This is a genomic window from Acidobacteriota bacterium, assembly GCA_016713675.1.
Taxonomy (GTDB): Bacteria; Acidobacteriota; Blastocatellia; order Pyrinomonadales; family Pyrinomonadaceae; genus OLB17.
On the sequence record JADJOS010000001.1, the window covers coordinates 332,606 to 350,946 of the forward strand.

General features: G+C 52.0%; 12 protein-coding genes. 4 read left to right on the plus strand and 8 right to left on the minus strand.

Annotated elements, in window-relative coordinates:
- Nucleotides 1-32: 32 nt before the first annotated feature.
- Together IPK01_01565 and IPK01_01570 are read left to right on the plus strand one after the other, a co-directional pair.
- Nucleotides 33-347: an ATP synthase F0 subunit C gene (locus IPK01_01565; GenBank protein MBK7932186.1), complete on the plus strand. Its 315-nt coding sequence runs from the start codon at nt 33-35 to the stop codon at nt 345-347.
- A gap of 233 nt (nt 348-580) precedes the next feature.
- Nucleotides 581-2,086 (plus strand): protein kinase, encoded by a 1,506-nt coding sequence (locus tag IPK01_01570; GenBank protein ID MBK7932187.1) that lies wholly within the window; start codon nt 581-583, stop codon nt 2,084-2,086.
- Here IPK01_01570 and IPK01_01575 read toward each other — a convergent pair.
- The 8 genes from IPK01_01575 to IPK01_01610 all read right to left on the minus strand — a co-directional run bounded on the left by IPK01_01575 (nt 2,066) and on the right by IPK01_01610 (nt 14,370).
- Entirely contained in the window at nt 2,066-3,379 is a 1,314-nt protein-coding gene (locus tag IPK01_01575; GenBank protein MBK7932188.1) for an ankyrin repeat domain-containing protein, read from the minus strand. The two genes, IPK01_01570 and IPK01_01575, sit on opposite strands and share 21 nt — an antisense overlap.
- On the minus strand, nt 3,376-4,329 hold the full coding sequence (locus IPK01_01580; protein ID MBK7932189.1) for a MoxR family ATPase: 954 nt from the start codon (nt 4,327-4,329) through the stop codon (nt 3,376-3,378). The genes IPK01_01575 and IPK01_01580 overlap by 4 nt, the downstream gene beginning before the upstream one ends.
- Nucleotides 4,330-4,332: 3 nt before the next feature.
- Nucleotides 4,333-5,085 carry a sulfite exporter TauE/SafE family protein gene (locus IPK01_01585; GenBank protein MBK7932190.1) on the minus strand — a complete coding sequence of 251 codons (753 nt, stop codon included), beginning with the start codon at nt 5,083-5,085 and terminating at the stop codon, nt 4,333-4,335.
- 14 nt (nt 5,086-5,099) lie between these two features.
- Complete coding sequence (locus IPK01_01590; protein MBK7932191.1) at nt 5,100-6,437, minus strand: DUF4350 domain-containing protein; 1,338 nt, start codon at nt 6,435-6,437, stop codon at nt 5,100-5,102.
- Between the two features lie 13 nt (nt 6,438-6,450).
- Nucleotides 6,451-7,536, minus strand: a complete 1,086-nt coding sequence (locus tag IPK01_01595) for a DUF4129 domain-containing protein (protein MBK7932192.1) — start codon at nt 7,534-7,536, stop codon at nt 6,451-6,453.
- On the minus strand, nt 7,533-8,669 hold the full coding sequence (locus IPK01_01600; GenBank protein ID MBK7932193.1) for a hypothetical protein: 1,137 nt from the start codon (nt 8,667-8,669) through the stop codon (nt 7,533-7,535). Before IPK01_01600 ends, IPK01_01595 begins: the two co-directional genes overlap by 4 nt.
- Before the next feature lie 96 nt (nt 8,670-8,765).
- Nucleotides 8,766-12,704 carry a carboxypeptidase regulatory-like domain-containing protein gene (locus tag IPK01_01605; protein ID MBK7932194.1) on the minus strand — a complete coding sequence of 1,313 codons (3,939 nt, stop codon included), beginning with the start codon at nt 12,702-12,704 and terminating at the stop codon, nt 8,766-8,768.
- A 256-nt stretch (nt 12,705-12,960) separates the two neighbouring features.
- Entirely contained in the window at nt 12,961-14,370 is a 1,410-nt protein-coding gene (locus tag IPK01_01610) for a sigma-54-dependent Fis family transcriptional regulator (protein MBK7932195.1), read from the minus strand.
- Between the two features lie 338 nt (nt 14,371-14,708).
- On the opposite strand from IPK01_01610, the gene sppA reads away from it, so the two are divergent.
- Nucleotides 14,709-16,325 (plus strand): signal peptide peptidase SppA, encoded by a 1,617-nt coding sequence (sppA, locus tag IPK01_01615; protein ID MBK7932196.1) that lies wholly within the window; start codon nt 14,709-14,711, stop codon nt 16,323-16,325.
- Between the two features lie 827 nt (nt 16,326-17,152).
- On the plus strand, nt 17,153-17,995 hold the full coding sequence (locus tag IPK01_01620; GenBank protein ID MBK7932197.1) for a hypothetical protein: 843 nt from the start codon (nt 17,153-17,155) through the stop codon (nt 17,993-17,995).
- The last annotated feature ends 346 nt before the right edge of the window (nt 17,996-18,341 follow it).

Here is an 18,341-nt window from a genome sequence, read left to right on the forward strand (position 1 = left end):
CGGCCTGTTAATTAACAAAACAGGAGAAACATATGAAAAAATTGAAATACGCATTTTTTGCAATATTGGCACTTGCCCTTATGGCATTGCCTGCACTCGCACAGGGCGGAGCAGCTGACAACGAATCGTCGGTCCTCGCCGCTAAAGCTATCGGCGGCGGCATCGGCTTCGGCCTCGCAGCCGGACTCGCCGGCATCGGACAGGGCCTCGTCGGCTCGCGTGCTGCCGAAGGTGCTGCACGCAATCCCGGAGCAGCCGGAACCGTTCAGACGCTCATGATCATCGCGTTGGCACTTATCGAATCACTCGTGCTCTTCGCTCTGCTGATCGTCTTCGTCAAACTCTAATAGGCAGAAACCCGACCGGTAGGAAGGGTGTTCATATTGCATAAGCCCGCACGAAGTAAGGGCGATACTTGCAAGATAAACCAAAAAGGTCGCCCGAACAGGCGGCCTTTTTTCTTGACCTCTACGCAAAATAGGTAGCGAGTTTATTCAAGCAGAAACTTCTTGAAAGAAATGCCGCATAGTTCTATGCTTTTAGTTGCAACCTGACGCTGTTTTGAGCGTTCTAAATACAAATGGTCAACGACTTTATTGGAAAACTCATAGCCGACAAATACCGCGTCGAGAGCCTCGTCCGCGAAAGCGACTCAGGCGACCTCTATCTCGGCGTTCACGATATTACCGGCAAGCCGCTGATGCTGCGTATCCTGACGCCCGCATTGGCGATGGACGCTCGCTGGTCAAAACGTTTTTTGGATGAGGCCAGGGCCGCGGCGGCATTGGACCATCAAAACATCCTTAAGCTTAATGATTTCGGCACCGACTCAAAAGGCATCGTCTACGCGGTCTATGAAAGCGTGTCGGGCGTGACGCTATCTGGCATTTTGACTGGCGATGCCAATTTCGAACAAACCCGTGCCGTCAATATTGCCGGACAAATAGCCGCTGCGGGAGCATTCGCTCACGAACATCGTGCGATCCACGGCACCCTGGCACCTGCAAACGTATTCGTGGACGACATGGACGGCGTTGAAACCGTCAAGGTTCTCGGCTTCGGCTCGGATAACATGTCCGTACCTCGTGACGCCGATGTGCGATATCTCGCTCCTGAACAGTGCACTAATTTCCCCGTAGCTGACGAACGCAGTGACATCTATTCGCTCGGCGTTATGCTCTACGAGATGCTCGCAGGTGAGGTACCGTTCGACGGAATGACCGCCGCTGATATCCACACGAAACAAAAGGAACAGCCGCCGCCGCTTTCAGCCTTTCGCCAGGATCTCCACCCGCAGATCGAGCCGATAATCTTAAGCGCAATGACGAGCGAATCGGAAAATCGGTATCAGTCAATGGCGGACCTCGCAGAAGACCTTGATCGACTATCGACCGAACTCGTTGGGAAAAAGGCAGCAGCGGCGGCTTCTGGGCAGAATATTTGGCAGACCGCATTTTTAGTGCTCGCCGGGATCACTCTGTTGGGAGGTACATTGATATATTTCACGATGGGCAAGAAGACCGATCCTACGACAGCGGCTCTAACGATCGATGCAAACAGCCTTCCCGTCCAGCCGATCAATCCGGCGACTGGTGCACAAGAAGACGGCTTGATGAAGATGATCGGCGACACGGATGCATCGCTGATGCTGAACGCGAATAGCGAAATGATACCTCCGGGAACGCTTCCTGGCGGTGACGGATACAATCCTTGGGCAAACGGCGGGGCCCCGCCAATTGGAGCCCCGCCTATCGGTGCTCCGCAACCGCAGATGATCCCTCAGGGCGGTCAGGTCGTGACGATCGACCCGAATAGCCCCAGCCAGTTCATGCCGAACGAAGGTGGTATTATTCTCGTGCCGATTCCGGCGAACACTACTCCGGATGTAAAACCGACGCCGACGCCAAGATCAACTGCCGGCAACACCACGGTTCAACAAGCCCCTACAACAACGGCTACACCAAAACCAATGGCAACACCGCCGCCAAAGACTCCAAAAACAACTGACAAACCGAAGGACAAGGTTCCGGCGGCCAAAACTGGGCAAAGCGGAGAAACCGGTGAGTCACCGTCCGGCCGTGAGTAGTTTGACTATGTCTTTGTGGCCCTTGGCACGGGCGAGGTCGAGAGCTGTTTTGCCGGCGATGTTGGTGAGTTTCGCATTTGCCTTGAGCAACACAAAGGTTTTTACGATTTCGGTATGGCCGCCTTCGGCAGCCAGCATCAAAGCTGTCATACCGTCCTGATCTTTAACATTTAGATCGATCTTGCGAAATAAGGCCGCCAGCTCCAGCATTTGCTTTCTTTCTGCGCGGGGCAGTTTAGCGGCCTCGGCCGGAGCCCTTGCTGCAAATTGCAGAGCATACGAATAAGCTCTCATCGTGTTGATGCTCCCGTTCGCTGCAGCGACCATCAGTGCCGTCCGCCCTTTTTTGTTGGGTAGATTTGGGAATGCCCGGCCCAACAGCAGTAGCGTTGAATCGAAATAGTCGTATTCGGCAGCATATTCGAGTGCGTTCTTTGCGTCAAGATCGCGTCGATCGACCTCAGCTCCCGCAGACATCAATCTCTTTACTAGCCATCCGTTGTCAAACATGACGGCACGCATCAGAGCCGTATCGCCCTTTTTGCTCACCTTATTGACCGCCCTGTGATCAAGACTAAAAAGCTCGTCGGTATAGAGCTGCGGGCGGCTTGCAAAATAGAAAAGGTACGTTTCCCCATTCTTATCGACCTCGACCTGCCATTCGGTCTTGTAGCGATCCGGGGTCCGTCCAAATACGATTCCATAATATGACGCGGCCATCATGGCCGTGGCGGAGTTAGAGTGACGGGGCATTTTCTGTACAGTTTCCCACGGAGCAGACCAGTTGATGTCATCCTCGAGCAGCAGCCGCCAGGCCATATCGTCGTCTTCGACCGCTTCGTGGTCGTCGTAGTACTTTCGCTCAGCGTAGGTTTTGCCGTATTTGTCTTTCTTGTTGACGTCAGCACCCGATCTGAGGAGCAGACCTTGCGGGTTCATCGGTGTGTCTGGCATCCGTACGGTCCCAAATAAAGCGGTCGAGCCAAACTCATTTGTCGCATTGATATCTGCACCCGCAGCCAGGAGCAACCTGATCACCTCAGGTGTATTACGAAATACGTCAAACCCGCGAACCGCTCTGAGGATCGCCGGCTGGCCGAATATGTCACGCGTGTCGGGCGAGATGCCCTGTTTGAGATAATTCTTGACTGCCTCGATATCCGCCGTTTCGCAGGCGCGAAGAAACTTCTCTTTCTTGATCCATTCAGGGATCCTTGCATTTTGCGAATACGCCGATCCGGCGATGATAAGGATCGCGGCAAATAGCAAATATCTAAAAGGATTGGAGTTCATCTGGGCACTTCAACTGTCTGGATGATATCAGAGATGACTGCGTCAGTTGTCGCTCCATCGAGTTCGGCCTCTGCACGCAATGCGAGTCGATGACGAAGAACCGGCAGCGACACATCACGAATGTCATCCGGCGTAGGAAAATCACGGCCTCGAATCGCCGCAAGGGCCTTTGAGCAAAGAAGCAGTGCGACCGACGCTCGCGGACTTGCTCCGTACAGTATCGACGGATGTGAACGCGTCTTTCTGACTATGTCGACAATATACTTTTGTACGCCCGGCTCCATTCTCATCGTGCGGACCTCGTTTCGACAAATGTGTATTGCGGTTGGGTCCGAGATCGGGGTCAACTCGACCTGTTCGAGATGTCGTGAGTTAAATCCGGCATCCCATCGTGCGACGATCTCCTGCTCTTCGGTTTCCTCCGGATAATCAATAAGGATCTTGAGCAAGAATCGATCGAGCTGGGCCTCGGGCAGCGGATATGTCCCCTCGTATTCAATCGGGTTTTCGGTCGCCAGGACCGTAAAGATCGGCGAAAGCGGATAGCGTTCTCCGTCAATTGTCGTTTGACGTTCTTCCATCGCCTCGAGCAGAGCGGCCTGCGTTTTTGGCGGCGTCCGGTTGATCTCGTCGGCGAGCAGAATGTCGGTAAAGATCGGCCCCTGCCGCAAGCTGAATTCGGACGTCTGCATATTGAAGACATTCGTGCCGGTGATATCCGAGGGCATCAGGTCGGGCGTAAACTGTATACGTGAGAACCCGGCACCGATTATCTTGGCGATCGTTTTTATGATCAGCGTCTTCGCCGTCCCGGGAACGCCTTCGATCAACGCGTGCCCTTCGGCGAGCAAAGCCACAAGTATTTGCTCGATCGCATCGTCCTGCCCGACTATCGTTTTGGAAAGCTCGTTCCGGATATGTGCAACTGTTGAGGGTGTGGAATTTAGCATCTGTTAAATGAAATCGTAAATTGTCTTTATCGCTAACACAAAAACGGTTGTCAAAAATATTCTCTTTAACCACATATCATTAAGTTTGGTCGCGTAATGTGCCCCGAGATAAGCTCCGGCAAACATCGTCACGCCGAGGACAATACCGAGCGAATAATCCACTAAACCTTGCCACATGAAAACGGCAGTGGCAATCGCTGAGGAGACGACATTTATTAGTTTGGTCGATGCAACCGCCTCGGTAAATTGCATCCCGAAAAACGCGACCAATACAGCAGTCAAGATAGTCACATAACCGCCGCTGAATATTCCGCCATATATACCAAGCAAAAAGGTCAATATGAATGTTACAACCAACGAACGCCGCGATATCGGTTCCAGTTGATCGACACCGGAATCGCGTTTGAGCAGTATAAACACCGCGACAAGTATCATGGCGATCGATACTATCAGCTTGATGCTCGTATTCGATATAAGACCCACGAGGGCGGCACCGATCGCCGAACTGATCAGCGTCAACACCAGCAGCGGTGAGATCTTTCGCATATCGATCGATCCCTTTCTTAAAAACGGTATCGTCCCCCCGATCGACATGAAAACGAGGCCGAACATATTTGTCGCGACGGCGACTTTTGGGTCAACGCCAACCTGAAACATCACGGGAACTGCGATCAGCGAATTGCTGCCTGTTACCACCCCGACAAAGCTTGTCGCGAGGAACACTAATATCAGTAAAATAAGCTCGTACGTCGGCATGACTTTCCTCGCATCTAGCCCTTTATGCGCCGACGCATCCCCAAAGCGTCCTCAAATTCGCGAATATGCTTTGCAAGAACAAGCACCTCGCTCTTGTTCGTCGGTTCGCCGAAAATGATTTGTTCGCAATCGTCGAGCGTCTTTTCAACAATATGTTGGTCGATCCCAGTTCGTTCTGCGATTGCTATCGATAGGGCATTTGTCGTAACCGCATGGTTATCAAGACCGAGAAGCCGCGATGCTCGACGGCGAAAATCACGATAGATGTTTTCGATCGCGAGATCAAATGATCGCGTCCGCCGCTGCATTTCGGCCATTGCCGAAACATATTCGAGTTTTGAAAGCCTGTCTGCCTCGAATTCAGGAACAGAACGCCCAAATCGTCTGCTTTTGGAGTAGAAAATGAACCCAACGAGTACGAGACATTGGAAAAATATCGCGACAACGGGTGTTCCGGCAAAGTACTCGACAAACCGATTATTATTCGACCCAAAGCCATGATGAAATTCGTCGAACGCAACAATTCCGTCTCGAGTCGCCACAAGATTGATCGCCAATTGTGCATTATCTACCAGAGAAATCCCGGCGTTCGACACAATAAAAGGATCTGAGACAAAGACGATCCTCCCCGAGCCGTAAGGCACATCGACCACAATATTTTTGTTTCCCGAAACAAAATGTGAGACGGGCGCCTCGCCGACCTCTCGATTTTCACCATTATCCGGAGTCGCGACGTCATCATCGTTGGGCGTGCCTCTATCTTTTGATTCTTGTTCGGTCATCCGCCGAAATGTGACATCCGAAGTAAATATCGATGGCTGGATCGAATTTACTTTTGCAGTCAGTAGCGTCGGCTGTCCCGGCCGTGCCGCCGCGACGTCTTTGATCAACGCCGTCGAGTCAGTCGCGTCAACGCTAAGCAGTTTGCCATAGTTGGGAATCGACAACTCGATCGTCCAATCGGCACTCGTTGTTAATAACTCAGTTGGCGGTGCCCGATCGATCAAAACGAGTCGGCCGCCGCCGGAAACCCACTTCAGCAAGTACTTTGACTCCGCGTCAGTGATATCCCGCCGAATGCGTCCTATTATTACGAACACATCTGGCTTGCGATCTCGGGCAGTTAACAGCGCTTCGGTCGATTCCTGCCAGCGAACGACCTTGCGGCCTGTCTCCGAAAGCAGCGAGTAAAACGCCTGCGTACCTGTTGGCCCCGAATTGAAAGTCGATCGATTTGGCTGCAGTTCGTTATCGACTACTTTTGGCTTTTGAGTGTACGAGGCCGCATTCAGCCCGATCAGGATCGCACCAAGTATGAAAACGCCAAGAATAATAAATAGCCTTTGTTTCACTTTGATCAAAAGATCATTGCTTTCCGGTGTCGTTCACGGCACGTTGATACGTGGCCCGGAAGTCCTCCCACTCGTTCGCTTCAATTTGCTTTAAGCCGTACCAATGCTGCTCATAAGTCCTTGTCATGCCGGCCATATTTTCAAACAGCCTCGGCCGCCTTCGGACGTCCCGAAGATAATCGCGATTTGTCTTGTGTCTGGCAAGACCTATCAGTTTGCGGTCGCTCAGTTCGCAAAGAAGAGCAATATAACCTTTTCGGATAGCGAGCCGAAGTTCACCCGTCCTGGCGAGATCATCGGCCTCCGTAAAGAGGTCGTGAGCCGATGCATTGGCAGCAATTCGTTCCCCGAGTATCACTCGGTCAGCTTTCTTATTTTTGGATCTTCTGCCGCGTCGGTTGGCAAGAAACGGCACGAACCGGTAGATAAGAAAACCGATCGCAACCGCCAATCCTCCGTATAGCAAGATCTGCAAGACAAAAGAAATTGACGAACCGCCGGAGCCGCTTGTCGGAGAGATATCCGGACTTGGGAATGCATTCCTTAGCCATTCCATTAGCTCGCGTAGCCATCGTTCTATCAGGCTCTCTTTTGGCGGTTCGGGCATTTGATACTCTTCGCGCCTTAAGATCTCGGCAAGTTTCTGTTTGTCCTCGTCCTTTGATCTCTCGGAGGCGGCGGCTTGATTTAGTTCGTCCAATCGGTCGGCGATCGAATCGAGCCGTTCTTTGATCCCAACTAGAACTGCAGTCTTTTCTGATAGGTTTACGCGGCTCTCGAGATCGTCCAGTTCGGCAATAAGCCACTGCGTATCGCTCTCGATAATTCCGCCAGGCACGTCGATCTTTAGCCCCGGAGGCAGCGTTTCACGAATCCTTAGTATCACGGCTTCACTTCGAACCAGGTTCCGTTTGCCCGTCCTTGTATTTTCAACATCGGCAATGAGAACGTCCACGTCAGATCGTGCCGCTTCTAATTTTGAAAGGTAATCGGCCAGCCCAATTCCAAAAGCCTGGGTTACGAACATGAATGACACCAATAGCTGCATGACGAGCAGTCGGATCCGTTCATTGCCTTTTTTGCGTTTTAGCGGTTTCATTGTCGATCCAGACCCAAGGTCGAATGAGATCTGCCTTCCACTGGAGCATTGTTCGTAGTTGTCGCCTCCGCACGAGGTGCGAGACTGATCGCAGGCTGCAGTGGATTGATGTACGTCATCGGTACTGTTGGTATTTCACCTAGCCTGCGAGCTGCCATTAACTCCAAGTCATAACCCTCTGATCGGACCCGCTCGTCAACATAGAGCAAACAAAGCCCGATCATCCAGACAGGCGAGAGCAATATCAAACTGATCTGCCAGATTAGATTATAAGCAATTTCGTACCACGCTGGAATAAGGTCCGTACTAAACGACATTACCTCGACACCTGCACCCCACGCATACCATGCCAACGGTACGTACAGGATCGCCAAGGCTGAATATGTTGCGACCAAAGTGAACGAAAACAGAGCGATCAAACGCCTAACATTTCCACTTGCCAGACTCGCACTGCGGCCTACCGCCGAAGCAACGCCCTGACCTTCGACCAGCATGACCTGAGGCACGTATGCGAAACGCGAAGCGATCAGGAAAAACAACCAAATTGTCGCTCCAACACCGAGAATTCCGGCGATGATCGAAAGGATCGTCGCGACCAACGGTATCGAACTAAATATCCCGACAATGAGAACGATCACCAGCCCCGTTATTATCATCCCAAAATAGAAGAAAATAATTCCGATGACAGATAACAAGATCGTTATAAGTGCCGACGCCCCGATCAGGCCGAAGATCCGCTTTCGCGTATTGTCATAAGTGTCCCGAAAGGAAATTCGCTCGCCGAAGAGCAAATGCCTGACGAAATTTCGCGACGCCCCGCCCATCACTACTAATGTAGCTATCATCTCGGTCAACCAGATCACAGCGTTTCCGAACCAGACAAATAGGCTATACAGCGTCGTGTCTGCCGACCGCGGATCTAGATCGACCGTGAATAACTGTCGCCCGAGCATCGTCCAAACGACCGAAATGAAAGTGCCTGCTACGACGGGCGGAGCTGCGATCATCACAAAGGTCAGAAAGTTCCTTCGGTAAAATCTTACGGCGCGATCGATCAGATCGCCCGCACCGAGCGGTGTCAACGAGATATCTGCATTATTTACACCGTCATTTCCCATTTTAGGATCAGTCAAGTATAACGGCTTGATGGCCGCGAACTGAACTGTCGAGACAAAAAAACTGCCGCTCTCAAAAAGAGCGGCAGTACAAAATAAGCCAAGAGGCCTAAACTAGAATTCGAATCGAGCTGCAAACTGGAAGATACGAGCATCACCCGCTGAAGTGATCTGGCCGAAGCTCGTGGCGTTGATATTCGCTAGCTGCGTATTGTTTCGCAAGTTGACGTTGTTAAGCACGTTAAATGCCTCAGCTCTCAACTGAACACGCATTGATTCGGTAAAGCGGATGTTCTTCAACAACGCCATGTTCACATTAAGGGATTTTGGACCATTTAGCTGCGTGCGTCCAATATTACCTGTCTGTCCGGGTGCAACGTTAAAGAATACCTGTCCGTCAAACGCAGCGTTAGTGCTGAGTCCGGGATAGATATAGCCCGTTGCTGCCTGGCCGGCGGTGTTGATTATCGACGGATTGATCCAATAGATCCGTCCGTTGCTCTCGTAGATGCCGGACAACGCACGGATCTGATCATCCGTTAACGTGCTGAACGGCGTCTGGCGTCCGGAACGGACACCTCGGTTTAGAGTTCCGCGAGAATCCACAAAACTGATCGGTGCGCCGCTGCTCCACTGCATGAGCCCCGACACTTCCCAACCTCCAAAGAGTTTATCCCAGCCTCCGCCCATATTCATGAACTTCTTACCCTTGCCGAATGGCAATTGGTAGATTCCATTAAAATTGAACGTATGGGTCTGGTCAAAATCGGCACGCTGCCGGTCAAGGTCCCGATTGTTGTTTTGCAAATACGGCTCAAACAATGCCTGCGAAGTACCGACCGTATCGGTAATGTTCTTCGACCAGGTGTAATTCACCTGGAAGTAGAGCCCTTGCGAGAACCTACGCCTGCCTTCCAATTGGATCGAATTGTAATGGAATGATCCGGCATTTGTGAACAACTCGATCTGCCCGATGTTAGGGTTCTGGTAAAAACCGATCCGAGGGACCAAGGCGGGGTTTGCAACGGTCGGGTGATTGTTCAAATTGTTTGAAATAAACAACTGTGCCAGATCTGCCACAGTTCCTGCCTGAAGCTGTGCTCGAAGGACAGCCAACGTTACCCCTGTTCCAACCACCAGGCGGCCCGGAGCACCTGCTCCGCCGTTCTGGAAGATAGTGAGCGGTACGCATCCGGCATTGTTGCAGAACGGTGTAGCATTGTTGATGTTTCCACCATTCGCCGCGATCGAGATAGCGAGATTCTGCTGAGCACGAACGAAATCCCCGAGGAATCCGTTGTTCACAACGTCGATCTCGTTAAGGTCGATACCGCGGGCCAGGTTATCGCTTCTCGTCCCGACATAACGGGCCTCGAACACGATGTTGCCGGGCAATTCACGCTGAATTCCGATACTGTACTGATCCGTTCGCGGGATCTGCAGTTTCGGGTCAACCGCATTTGCCACGCCGAAGAAACCCTGGGTCGCCGTGTTGTTCTGTAGGAACGACCTCGGCGGAGGGATGAATACCGGAGGAAGGATCGGCGTGTTATTGCCGCCCAATCTGTCATTAACAGCGGTTGTTCCGGTCGGGCCGATCGCTGAAGAGGATGCACGGCCGAGGCCGACATTCCCACTAAGCGTGTTGTTTAATGAAGTGATGATCGAGTCATTACCATACGCTTGGCTATAGCCGCCGCGGATAACGGTCTGACCCTCGTTTCCAAAGAAGAAACGGCCAAGAAATCCGCCTACATTCGGCGTCCACGCAATACCCAACGAAGGGGCAAAGTTATTCCAGTCGGTCTTGTAATACAAATACTCTTGTCCGGCATTCGTGCCGACCACGTTAAATGTTCCATTACCCGTCACCAAACTTGCCGCCGGGTTATTTGGATCTGCAATGACCGGTTCAAGCGACAATCCGTTGTTGATCTTCATCGCCGGGTACATTTCCCAACGCACGCCGCCGGAAATGGTCAACCCACGAGCCGCCGACCATCTATCCGAAAAATACAGGGCATGATTCGAATTGCGGAACGGTGACAGGTTTCTGACCGGAGCGTAACCCGAAGTAGGCGTGGCTGTGTTGAAACCCTGAACTCGCTGATTGACGATACCTGCGAGCAGCGCAAGTAAATTACTGGCCGTGCCGGCCTGTGCAGTGCTGATAACGCTGGTCGCACAAGCAGGCGTACAGTTATTCGGGAAGTTACCGGTCGTAAGGTTTGTGTTGTTTACACCGGGAGCCACCACTGACGAAGGGCCAATGTTGTAGTTCGGAACGATCAATACGTCATTATACGAGTTGACCTTATAAAGCTGGGTCTGGCCGCCAAACTTCAATGAATGTTTGCCAACGATCCAGTTCATGTTATCGGCCCAGGTAAACAGCTTATTGTTACGGCCCTGATCGAGAAAAATATTAGGTTGATTGACCAATCCGGCAAGCGTTCCGCTAGTGGTTCCCTGTCCTCCAAGGAAGAAAGCAGGATATTGGCTGACTCGCGCAAAAGGAACCTCACTGGTAAATATCCCGTAACGAAGTTCATTCACCATTGTGTTCGAAAGAACACGGCGGTAAGTCAACGAAAGCGTCTTATTCAGTGAATACTGTGTGACATCCGGACTTTCGGTATAGTTGGCTGTGTCCACATCCGGACGAAGCACGTTCTCTTTGTTCCAGGAATAAACGCCCGACAACGTGTCACGCTTCGTGATGTCTACATCTATCCTTGTAGTATAAGTTTCGCGGGTAGTGTCAAATCTACGGTTAAAACCGTAGCCCGTTGTGTTCAGGCCATCGCCGCCGGTTGTATTGCCAGCCGTTGGCATAGGTCCAAGAACCAGATCCTGGATGATCGGATTGATCGCGTTCGGGATACCTAAGATGCCCTGGCTTTGAGCAAACGCAAGAATGTTAGTTACCGTACAAACGCTTCCCGTGGCTGTCGAGGGACACGAAATGCCGCCGCTATTGATCGGATTGGCCGTCGAACCTGCCGGCGGTGCGGCACGCAAGAACGTAAACGTTCCGGCACGAGCTGCCGGGGTCAAGATCGTACGTGTATAACGCTGGGCAAGAGGATCCTTGATCCCTTCATACGCAAAGAAGAAAAATCCCTTGTTCTTTCTGAAATACGGAGTTCCTTCGCCAAACATCGGAGTTGGAAAAGGCCCGCTGATCTTTCCGCCATATTGGTTACGGTTGCGGAAAGGCGGCTTCTTAGCAATCTCCTGCTGAACACCATTTATGTCAGGTGTGCGGTTGTTGAAAAAGTTATTCGCCGCAAATCTCGAGTTGCGATTATAAGCGAACAGAGCTCCGTGAAACTCGCTCGTGCCGCGAGGCGTCACAAGTATGATCTGAGCACCACCCGAGCCGGTATCGGCTTCCTGATTAGATGTTGAGATCGTAAATTCACCGGTATCGTCGACGGACGGCCGGCCGGGAGCAAAGTCGGTCGCGTTTGCACGAATGAACTGGTCATTTATACTTATGCCGTCACGGGTGATATTCGTGAGTGTAGTCCTCTGACCATTGATCGACGTACCTTGGAACGGGTTGCTTTGAACACCCGCTTGCAGCGTCGTCAAGTTGAGAGGGTTACGGGCCAACAGCGGAAGCGAAAGGATCTGCTGCGGACTGACAACACTCGTGACCTGAGCACTGTTGGACGTGATAACGTCCGCACCCGCGGTCACTGTTACCGTTTCGGTTACGGCACCGACCTCAAGTGTCCTGTTGAACGTATATTCGCGCCCGATATCGACTTTGACATCCGTCGAGCTCGATACCTTAAACCCGCTGGAAGTGACTGTAACGGTGTACATGCCGGGTTCCAGCTGGTTAAAATTGAAAGCCCCGTCACTTCCGGTAACGGCGGAATATGACTTTCCGGTCTGGTTAAACTTAGCCTCGACCGTGGCTCCCTGAATTACGCCGCCGTCGGGACTTGTGATGGTTCCCGAAATTCCGCCCGTAGCCGTTTGGCCATATGCGGAAAATGCGGCAAAAAAAGTAGCAAGAGCTACAACCAAAAATTTCCTCATTCTGCTCCTCCTAAGTCTAATTGTAGTTCGATTCAAATCCGGGTGGATACAAATTGTATGTGAACACAGATGTTAAAAGGCAAAAATTATGCCACGAAACAACGATAAACAAGCCCTTATAAACTGGTAGCTTATATATTTAGTAAATTGATTTCCGACTGCGTTATCGGAGATTTGTGCAAAAATTTGAATATTTTGCGCAATTGGTCAGTCACGCGATAATGGCGGGCTTGCTCAGGAAAGATCGCGAAGTTGATCAATTTCGAGTGGGGATATTATGTGTCTTTATTTTCGAATTCAACGTGGTCGCATTAAGGCCAAGTAGTCGGGCAGCACGAGATTGATGTCCGCCGGTCTGTTCCAATGCACGGCGGATCAGATCGATCTCATACTTTTTGACCTCGTCGTAAAAGTTGACGCCGCGGGCGATGTCGAGTTCACTCGATGATCCTTCCGTGCTTTTCATCATGTTGAACGCAAGGTTCGGATCCCGCACTTCCGGGCGGAGACATTCAACTGTGATCTCATCCGTCTGAGCGATCACAACTGCACGTTCGATAATGTTCTCGAGTTCGCGGACGTTACCCGGATAGTTGTAATTCTCGAGCAGCGACAAAACATCGGGCGAAACATTTTCGGATATATCACGACCATTCTCTTCGTTATACTTCTTAATGAAATGCTGCGTCAGAGGCAAGATATCTTCCCGGCGGTTTCGCAAAGCCGGCAATTCGAGAGGTACGACGGACAAACGATAATACAGATCCTCGCGGAACTGTCCGCTTCGAACAGCCTCTTTCAGATCAACGTTAGTTGCAGCGATTATACGGACATCGACCTTCGCAGGCGTAGTATCTCCAAGCGGCGTAAATTCTCGCTCCTGAATTACTCTAAGCAATCTCACCTGCAGTTCAGGACGAAGATCACCGATCTCATCCAGAAAGATCGAACCTGTATCCGCGACTTCGAACAATCCTTTTTTTGAAGCGACAGCTCCGGTAAATGCGCCCTTAGTGTGGCCAAAAAGTTCAGACTCCAACAATTCCGACGGAATATTCGAACAATTTACGACGACGAACGGATTGTCCGCCCGTGGGCTTGCCTCGTGGATCGCTTTCGCGACGAGTTCCTTTCCGGTTCCACTTTCGCCGGTGATCAGCACCGTTGATCGGGCCGGAGCGACACGCTCCACCAGTCGAAACACGTCCTCCATGATCTCTGAGCGGCCGATGAATCCATCTCGCTTTACGGATTTGGCCATTGCCTGACGGAGAGTACGGCGCTCTTCTTCCTTCTTCCGATTTCGGATGCCCCGTGCCACAAACGCGAGAATTTGCTCGTTTTGGAATGGCTTTCGGATAACACCTGCCGCACCTTTCTCCCACGCGGAAATAGCCGTGTCGAATGTTGCGTATGCTGTCACCATTAGGACCATCGCTTCTGGATCGATCTTGATCAATTCCTCAAGCGCGGTAAGGCCGCCGATGCCCGGCATCGACACATCCATCAGCACGAGGTCATACACTCTCTGCGAGTAGACCTCGATCGCTTCTTCGCCGGTCTTAGCAAGATCCACCTTGTAGCCCGCACCCGAGAGGATCGTCTCAAGTACGTCTCGCATTATCTCTTCGTCGTCGCAGATGAGTATCGAACCCTTCTTAGCCATAAACTTTGAATATATCGTACTTACGGCCGAGACGCCAAAACCGATCCAGGGCACTAGCGTTGTTTAGGAGCAGATACCCGGTGCAGGCACGCCGTGTTTGGATAAACACCCCATGCTCTGGCGACCCGCCGGCCCAGGTAAGTACCAAGCCCTATTGGGCCACACGCTCTAAAGCGTAGATGTCAGCCGATGGCGAATGCGTTGGCTTTCGATCGGTCAGTCCGTTAAAATATGAAGCGCCTGTCGGATCGATAAAAAGTAAACCTTTGCAGGTAATTTTGCGTAAATAAATTCAATGGGATCAGCGATTTGTGTGCTGATGAGTTAGTTAGAAAAGAATGTCGAAAACCTCGAAAACCTTACTTATAATTGGCGGTGTCGTTATCGTTTGCGTGATGGTCGGGATCATCGCGATCGCGTTGTTCGCGGATTCGCTTGGGCGGCCGAGTGTTCCGGAGAACAGCGTGCTCGTGCTCAATGTTTCCGGCGATCTGCCTGATTACGTGCCCGAAGAGCCGCTCGCCAAGGCATTCGGCGTCAGCCAGACGCAATCGTTCACGAGCCTTTTGACGCAGATCCGCAAAGCGAAGGTCGACAACCGCATCGGTGCTGTATTGTTGGATATCAATTTCCCGGGCATCGGCTGGGGCAAGGCCGACGAACTCCGCGATGCGATCGCCGATCTCCGCACCTCGGGCAAGCCCGTTTACGCCTACATGGAGCTCGGCATGAACCGCGAATATTACATCGCGTCCGCCGCCGAAAAGATCTTCGTGCCGCCCTCGGGCAGCCTGTATGTCAATGGTTTCGCGGCCGAAGCGATGTTCTTCAAAGGCTCGCTCGACAAGCTCGGCGTCGAGACCGACGTCATCCAGATCGGCCCGAAATACAAGAACGCACCTGATCAATACACCAAGACCGAGATGGGCGAGGGACAAAAGGAGGTCGTCAATGCCATCCTCGACGAGTATTACGGCCGCTTTACAAACGCCATCGCGACCTCACGCAACAAAGCGGTCGAGGACGTCAAAGCGATGGTCGATTCGGCGCCGTTCACGGCCGTACAGGCGAAATCACAGGGCCTGATCGATGACGCGATCTACCGAGAACAGGTCGATACCGAGCTCAAGGCCCGGCTCGGCTACAAGGAAGATACAAAGCTGCGAACGATCAGCGGCGGCAAATATCGCGAGATACCGTCGGATTCGCTCGGCCTCAACAAAGGCGAAAAGGTCGCCGTCATTTACGCTTCGGGAGCAATAAATTCGGGCCGTTCGAGCAACGGCGTGATCAACGGCCAGATGGTCGGATCGGACACGATCGTCGCTGCCGTCAACGATGCCGCGGCCGACCGATCGATCAAGGCGATCGTGCTTCGTGTCGATTCGCCGGGCGGCTCGGCACTCGCTTCGGACCTGATGTGGTACGCGCTAGAGAACGCCAAGGCCAAAAAGCCGGTCGTCGTCTCGATGTCCGATGTCGCTGCGTCGGGCGGCTATTACATCGCCTGCAACGCCAACAAGATCGTCGCCGAACCCTCGACCGTCACGGGCTCGATCGGCATGTTCATGGGCAAACCGGTGATCAAGGGCCTGTACACCTGGCTCGGCGTCACAAACCAATACACGATGCGCGGCAAGAACGCGGGCATCTTTCGCGAGACCGAAAAATGGACGCCCGAGGAACGCGAAAAGATGGTCGAACAGGCCAACGCCGTCTATTACGACAATTTCATACCGAAGGTCGCCAAGGGCCGCAACAAGACCACGGAAGAGGCCAATACGCTCGGCCAGGGCCGTGTCTGGACCGGCACTCAAGCCAAGGCGAACGGGCTGATCGACGAATTCGGCGGCCTCGAAAAGGCGATCGATATCGCCAAACAGCTTGCCGAGCTGCCGGCTGAAAAGGACGTCCGCCGCGTCGTTTTCCCCGAGCCGCGTCCGTTCTTCGAGTAGTTTTTCGACAACGACACATCTGCTGACATCAAGGAACGCGAAGCTCAAGAGGCCGTAATATCAGCCCTGCCGGCCGACATTCGACGCCTGTTCCGCTACGCTGCCCTATTCGATCAAATGCAAAACGGCCAAGCCCTCGCGATGCTGCCGTTCGAGCTCGAGATCAAGTAAGAACCGGAATTGGCCGCGGATGAAGCGGATCGAGCGGATCATCGCGGATCAAGAAAATTTCTTATCCGTTCGATCCGCCTGATCCGCAAGATCCGCGGCCAATTCTGCGCTCTAAAACCACGGCGAAGATGGCGACGGTGAGATAAAACCGTTGTTTCACGTGCATTATCGCAACGACACATCGATCTGCCGCATTTGATGCTGATTGCAGCCAACTAACTCGCTGCAAACGCACGACTTAGCACACCTTTTGGTGCCGATTTCGGCACCAAAACACTCCGGGCATCACAAAATTGGCCTTTGGCAACACCCAAAAGCCGGTCCAGCAACACCAAAAAAGCACCTGGCAACAATCGCTTTTTCGCCCGATCCGAACGCCGGACGTCTCAATATTAATCACCGTCGTCTTCAACATTTTCTACCCAACATCGTCCGCAATATCCGCGGTTTCTCTTCATCGCCCGCTACGCATTGTGATCACTGGTATCCGCTCATATGCCGCACTGTCGTCCGGAGTTCCACGTGTTGATAAGGAATCCGCAGCCTTTCGGACAAGAGTGTCCGTACTCCGTCATTGACAGATGCGAGATCGGGTGTATGATAATGGGCAAACTCGCATTTTGAGTCAAAAACACAACCTCGAAGGAGATTTCCCAATGTTTGACGTACCTCACAGACGCTTCGACCTAACCGGCCGCCGCCCCAAAGTTGAAGAGATCATGGCCAACTTCTACGCCCTGATTCCCAAAACCCTCATCACCCCAAAGGTCAGGATCATCGAGGCATTATTTATGAATCCGATCTACATTATCATCGCTATTTCATGGTTTTCGGTTTTTGCGGCTGCACAGTCGAAGTCAATTTCGCAGGAAGATTACGAAAGTGCCCATCGGTATGCCCTATCCGAGACCAATGGCCGTTTTCCTTTTGTCCACACATTCACCTCGGAGATCTTTGAGAACGAAAAAATGATCGCGAGTTCGACCCACGTTACTGAACGCCAAGGGGAGGGACTCGAGCGACAGACCTTCACCAACACTGAAAATGGAAAGACGACGAGATCGTACCAACTCCGAACCGGATTTGGCGACAATGTTTACTGCAGTACCGACGGTAAGGTATGGACAGGGCCGCAGAAATATGAATGCCCAAGGTCGATACGCATATACCGCCCGCGAACCCCAATATCGGTAGAATACAGCCTTACGGAAAAAACGGTCGCGGGTAAAAAGGTTAAGGAGTACCGCAAATTTGAGGTTTACGGAGGGGATGGCAAAGGCGCGGAATTCGACGAAGAGATCGCCTTGATAGATGCTGACGGACTATTTATTTCGACGATCCACACAATGGGGAACGTCCAATCGAAGCAGATCAAGACAAGGTTAACCAACGCATGGAATCTAGGCGCGAAATTCAGTCCGATCACAGTACCTAAGAACCTGAGATCAACCCCCAAAGCCCCGACGAAACCTACGACGATGACTATCACTACAAATTAGTGTCTAATCCCCGCCGTTGACAGATGCAAGATCGGGTGTATGATAGACGGCAAACTCGCATTTTGAGTCAAAAGCACAACCTCGAAGGAGACTTCCCAATGTTTGACGTACCTCACAAACGTTTCGACTCGCCCAACCGTATTTTCGAAGCGTCATTCGTCAAACGGGACCGTTCCGGCTCTGAGATTTTACATTTTCCATTTTCAATTTTACGTTGCAAAGCCATCGCCACGTGGAACTCTGCAGCCCAAGTCGAAGCGCTACCAACGCCATAAGGCATAACCAACAGGACGGCGTGTTCATCACGCCGCGCGTTCATTGAACTATGCACCTTGACCCAGAACAA

What these genes read in the sequence shown, in the direction of transcription:
- IPK01_01575 (MBK7932188.1), bottom strand. Translation starts at nt 3,379, where the DNA reads ATGAACTCCAATCCTTTTAGATATTTGCTATTTGCCGCGATCCTTATC.
- IPK01_01610 (MBK7932195.1), bottom strand. Translation starts at nt 14,370, where the DNA reads ATGGCTAAGAAGGGTTCGATACTCATCTGCGACGACGAAGAGATAATG.
- IPK01_01580 (MBK7932189.1), bottom strand. Translation starts at nt 4,329, where the DNA reads ATGCTAAATTCCACACCCTCAACAGTTGCACATATCCGGAACGAGCTT.
- IPK01_01570 (MBK7932187.1), top strand. Translation starts at nt 581, where the DNA reads ATGGTCAACGACTTTATTGGAAAACTCATAGCCGACAAATACCGCGTC.
- IPK01_01585 (MBK7932190.1), bottom strand. Translation starts at nt 5,085, where the DNA reads ATGCCGACGTACGAGCTTATTTTACTGATATTAGTGTTCCTCGCGACA.
- IPK01_01565 (MBK7932186.1), top strand. Translation starts at nt 33, where the DNA reads ATGAAAAAATTGAAATACGCATTTTTTGCAATATTGGCACTTGCCCTT.
- sppA (MBK7932196.1), top strand. Translation starts at nt 14,709, where the DNA reads ATGTCGAAAACCTCGAAAACCTTACTTATAATTGGCGGTGTCGTTATC.
- IPK01_01595 (MBK7932192.1), bottom strand. Translation starts at nt 7,536, where the DNA reads ATGAAACCGCTAAAACGCAAAAAAGGCAATGAACGGATCCGACTGCTC.
- IPK01_01620 (MBK7932197.1), top strand. Translation starts at nt 17,153, where the DNA reads ATGTTTGACGTACCTCACAGACGCTTCGACCTAACCGGCCGCCGCCCC.
- IPK01_01605 (MBK7932194.1), bottom strand. Translation starts at nt 12,704, where the DNA reads ATGAGGAAATTTTTGGTTGTAGCTCTTGCTACTTTTTTTGCCGCATTT.